General features: G+C 74.8%; 4 protein-coding genes and 1 pseudogene. 4 read left to right on the forward strand and 1 reads right to left on the reverse strand.

The window, feature by feature from the left end:
* Together ACQRUO_RS34365 and ACQRUO_RS34370 are read left to right on the forward strand one after the other, a co-directional pair.
* Positions 1-534: pseudogene (locus tag ACQRUO_RS34365) on the forward strand (hypothetical protein); the annotation flags it as partial.
* A gap of 132 nt (positions 535-666) precedes the next feature.
* Positions 667-1,278 carry a hypothetical protein gene (locus tag ACQRUO_RS34370; RefSeq protein WP_428320075.1) on the forward strand — a complete coding sequence of 204 codons (612 nt, stop codon included), beginning with the start codon at positions 667-669 and terminating at the stop codon, positions 1,276-1,278.
* 133 nt (positions 1,279-1,411) lie between these two features.
* Here the strand turns inward: ACQRUO_RS34370 and ACQRUO_RS34375 are convergent, their stop codons facing one another.
* Positions 1,412-1,897 (reverse strand): cupin domain-containing protein, encoded by a 486-nt coding sequence (locus tag ACQRUO_RS34375; protein ID WP_428320076.1) that lies wholly within the window; start codon positions 1,895-1,897, stop codon positions 1,412-1,414.
* 163 nt (positions 1,898-2,060) lie between these two features.
* Between ACQRUO_RS34375 and ACQRUO_RS34380 the strand changes: the two genes are divergently transcribed.
* Positions 2,061-2,660 (forward strand): NUDIX domain-containing protein, encoded by a 600-nt coding sequence (locus ACQRUO_RS34380; protein ID WP_428320077.1) that lies wholly within the window; start codon positions 2,061-2,063, stop codon positions 2,658-2,660.
* A 294-nt stretch (positions 2,661-2,954) separates the two neighbouring features.
* On the forward strand, positions 2,955-4,316 hold the full coding sequence (locus ACQRUO_RS34385) for a cation:proton antiporter (protein ID WP_428320078.1): 1,362 nt from the start codon (positions 2,955-2,957) through the stop codon (positions 4,314-4,316).
* The last annotated feature ends 83 nt before the right edge of the window (positions 4,317-4,399 follow it).

Consider the following 4,399-nt stretch of genomic DNA (forward strand, 5'->3'; position numbering starts at 1 on the left):
GCCCCGGCCGCGCCCTCCGCCGGCGCGCCCGCCAAGTCCCCGGGCAGCGCCGCCGCGCCGTCGGGACCCGCCGCCACGCACCCTGCGGCCGCGGGGCCCGGCCAGCCCGAGGGCCACGTCGCCTCGACCTCCACCCGCCAGCAGGCGGCGGCGATCCTGCACGACAACGACGCCTACTACCAGACCGAGTTCAACGCCGGCGTGGCCGCACTCGACGGGGGCAGCCAGGCGGGCGCCACCGCCTTCCACGCCTGGTCGCTGCTGGCCGCGGCCGACGCCAAGCCGGGCCAGGACGCCTTCAAGCAGGCCGACACCCTGTTCGCCGGCTCGACCGTGCCGCCGTCGCTGAACTCCTGGCAGAGCGCCAACGGCTCGATGAGCGCCGACGTCGCCAAGCTGGCGAGCGACGGCCAGGGCGTCGGCGGCCCGAACGACGCCCAGGCCCGCCAGCACGTGCAGGCGGACGTCCAGCAGATGGCCAAGGACGCCGCCGCCGCCGAGCAGGACGCCACGAACGTGTCGGCCGGCAGCTAGACCGGCGGTGCTGCGTCCTCCGGCAGCCGCCCCGGGGCAGGTTTCCCCGGGGGGCGGCTGACCGGCCGTTCCCCGGCTCTGCCATGATGCTCCGCCGAACGAGGACCAGCAGCACACGAACGGGGTAGCGAGATGGCCGGCCGAAGAGACCGCAGAGAAACCCGCAGCAACGACCTGCCGAAGAGCCTGCTCGGCCGGATCGGCATGACCCTCTGGATGACCTTCCTGGCCGTCATCCTGACCGGCCTCGGCACGGTCGGCACGATCAGCCTCGCCGAGGACCTCCCGTACGCCGCCCGCCTGGCGGGCGCCCCGGGCACCCTCCACATCGACGAGTGCATCACGATCGGCAGCGGCAAGCACAAGGCCACCTCCTGCTACGGCACCTTCCGCCCCGACGGCGGCGGCGCCGCGGACGAGAACGCGTTCACCAACACCACCCACGACCGCGGCACCACCCTCCCGGTCCAGCACCTGGCCGACGGCAACTGCTACGAGGTGGGCGTGCTGCCCGTGGCCGTCCGCCTGGGCGGCATGCTGGTCGCGTTGCTCGCCGCCGTGGGCGGCCTGCTCATCCTGGGCACCGCCGTCCTCAGCTGGGCCCCCGGCCTGTCGGACCGCCTGGGGCGCTCGCGCGGGGCCGACCGCCTCGGCCGGATCGCCGCGCGCACCGCCGGCTGGATGGCCGCCGCCGCGGGCCTCTGCTTCCTGGTCTCGCTGATCGGATGGATCGTCACCCCGTAGCAGGCGCTGAACCAGGTCATCGGCGGCACCCAGCCGGCGACCGCCGCCCCGGGCGACCCCGCGTTCGGCGCTGCCGGCTGGACGGCCGTCCAGCCGGCGGCGTGACTCCGGACGGGGCGCGCCGGACGGACCGTCAGGCGCGGGCGGCGTCCCAGGCCTCGCTCTGCAGGAAGTGGTTGTCGAAGCGCTCCTGGTTGGCGAGCAGCTCCTCCAGGGTCGCCTCACCGCGGCCCAGCCGCTCCAGCAGCCGGAAGTAGTCGAACCGCTCGACGCCGGGCGTGATGACGATCAGCAGATCGGCCGGCGAGCCCTGGGCCGCGGCGAAGGCGTGCGCCCGGTTCGGCGGGACCACCAGCAGGTCGCCGGTGTTCGCGGTGTGCACCTCGTCGCCGGCCAGCACCTGGAGCCGCCCGTCCAGGACGAAGAACAGCTCGGTGGAGGCGGTGTGCAGGTGCGGGGTGGCACCGTTGGCCCCCGCGCCCAGGGTGACCCGCTGGGTGCTCAGCGCACCGCCGGTGTGCGAGGAGTCGGCGAGCAGCCGGATCGCCGACTGCGCCGAGCTCAGCGTCTCGGCCTCCGCCTCGCGCACCAGCACAGCACCGTTCACCAGCAACGTCATGGGTCCCACTCCTCGATCGTGACCACGGCAACACCACTCGGGGCACGAACCGCCCCCGCACCGAGCAACCTACCGCCTGCGCCGAGCACGCGTTCTACCGGATCGTCAGGAACCCGGACCGTCGAGAATGTCCTCGCCCGACACCCACCGGACGGAGACCACCATGACCGAGGCATCCCGCTGGACGCTGCACGAGCGACAGGTGCTGCACGAGGGCCCGTTCATCCGGCTGCTGCGCGACACCGTCGCCGGGCCGGGCAGCGCCGCGTTCGCGTACGAGCACGTCCAGGTCGCCGACGCCGTCCGGGTGGTCGCGCTCGACGCGACCGGGCAGCTGCTGATCGTGGAGGACGAGTTCTACCTCACCGACAGCCGGCTGCCCCACCTGCCGGGCGGCGGCGTCGAGCCCGGGGAGACGCCGGAGGCGGCCGCGCGGCGGGAGCTGGAGGAGGAGACCGGCACCCGCGCCACCCACTGGCAGTTGCTCGGCCGCATCCACCCGCTGCCGGGCAGCAGTTCCGCCACCACCCACCTCTTCCTCGCCACCGGGCTGGCCCCCGGCACCGTCGCCCGCGACGCGACCGAGGGCGCCATGACCGTCCACCGCTGCAGCCTGGCCGACGCCGTCGCCCAGGTGCTCGCCGGCACCATCACCGAGGCCGGCAGCGTCACCGCCCTGCTGCTGGTCGACCGGATGCCGGCCGACCGGGCGCACCCGGGCCCCGAAACCGATCCTCGGTCCGATCGCGAATCCCCGGCCTGACCTGGGCAGACGCCGAACAGTGCGGCCCTTGACGCATGTCAGGCGCGTGAGAAGCTGTCACTGTCGCACCACGCTCGTCCCGAGCCGTGCGACCGCAGACGTCAACTGGCCTGGGCAGCCGCGTAGCTGACGACGAGCCGGCGCTCCGCCCGGCCCCGGACGGCCGCCGGGCCGGTGAGCCCTGCCGCGCCGCACCGCGCCGCCCGGGTCACGCACTCACCGCCGCGCGCCGTGCGCCTTCGCGTCACCCGGCGCCGCGCCGCCCGGCACCCCTCTCGCACCGTTAGGGAGCCCATGCTGAACCCCGCCGTGCTCGTCCTCGCCGACCTGGCCCTGGTGCTGGTCCTCGGCGCGCTGCTGAAACCGCTGCTGCGCCGACTGCGGCAGCCACCGGTGGTCGCGGAGATCCTGGCCGGGCTGGCCCTGGGACCGAGCCTGCTCGGGCGGCTGCCCGGCAACCCGTCACGGCTGCTCTTCCCGGCCGCCGTGCGCGCCGACCTGGCGGCGATCGCCCAAGTCGGCATCCTGCTCTTCATGTTCGCGATCGGCTGGGAGCTGGACCCGGGCGGCTTGCGGCGCCGGTCCGGGGAGGTGCTGGCGGTCTCGCTCTCGGCGACCGCGCTGCCCTTCGTCGGCGGGGCCGGGCTGGCCTGCCTGCTCTACGCCCGCCACGACGTGGTCGGCGGGCACCGGGTGGACCCGCTCGCCTTCCTGCTCTTCGTCGGCGCGGCGATGGCCGTGACGGCCTTCCCGGTGCTGGCCCGGATCGTCGCCGACCTCGGGCTGCGCAGCTCCCGGGTCGGCTCGCTGGCGCTGTCCGCCGCCGCGGCCGGCGACCTGATCGCCTGGTGCCTGTTGGTGCTGGTCTCGGTGATCGCGGCGGCGCACGGCCCGGCGCCGCTGCTGCGGGTGCTCGGGCTCGGGGTGCTGCTGGCCGCGGTGCTGGCCGGGATCGTCCGGCCGCTGCTGCGCGTGCTGCTCCGGCCGGTGCACACGACGCCGGTGCACCGGACGCAGCCGGTGCACGGGACACAGCAGCCGCCCGGGACGCCGGCGCACGGGACACAGGCGCACCAGACGCTGCCCGGGCACGTCCTGCCGGTGCTGGTGGCCGGCATCCTGCTCAGTGCCTGGGCCACCGCCGCGATCGGACTGGACCCGATCTTCGGCGCGTTCGCCTTCGGCCTGGCCATGCCCCGCAGCCTGTCGGCCGAGGCGGCCCGGCACCTGACCGCCCCGATCGGCCAGATCACCGCGCTGCTCACGCCGGTCTTCTTCGTCGCCACCGGCCTGTCGGTCGACGTCACCCGCCTCGGCGGCAGCGGCCTGGCCGAACTCGCCGGGATCGTCGCCGTCGCCTGCGCGGGCAAGCTGACCGCCGCCTACGGCGCCGGCCGCGTGGTCGGCCTCTCCCGCCGGGACGCCGGCCGGCTCGGCGTGCTGATGAACACCCGCGGACTGACCGAACTGATCATCCTGAACGCGGGCGTGACCCTCGGGGTCCTCGACGAGTCCATGTTCACCATGATGGTGGTGATGGCGGTGATCACCACGGGCATGGCCGGCCTGGTGATCCCGCCCCGGTCACCCGAGCGGTCCGCCGAGCCCCCGGACCGGGTGGCGGCCCGGCCGGTGCTCACCGGCAGCGACGCCTGACCCGGTGCCCCCGAGCGGGTGCGGTGTGCTCCCCTTATTTTTTTTGTATTTTGCTCCTCTACACCCCCCCTCCCCTCCCCCCC

This window comes from Kitasatospora sp. LaBMicrA B282 (assembly GCF_050325825.1).
GTDB lineage: Bacteria > Actinomycetota > Actinomycetes > Streptomycetales > Streptomycetaceae > Kitasatospora.

Bases quoted from the DNA above. Each gene is read 5' to 3' on its own strand.
- ACQRUO_RS34370 (WP_428320075.1), top strand. From the start codon at position 667: ATGGCCGGCCGAAGAGACCGCAGAGAAACCCGCAGCAACGACCTGCCG.
- ACQRUO_RS34375 (WP_428320076.1), bottom strand. From the start codon at position 1,897: ATGACGTTGCTGGTGAACGGTGCTGTGCTGGTGCGCGAGGCGGAGGCC.
- ACQRUO_RS34380 (WP_428320077.1), top strand. From the start codon at position 2,061: ATGACCGAGGCATCCCGCTGGACGCTGCACGAGCGACAGGTGCTGCAC.
- ACQRUO_RS34385 (WP_428320078.1), top strand. From the start codon at position 2,955: ATGCTGAACCCCGCCGTGCTCGTCCTCGCCGACCTGGCCCTGGTGCTG.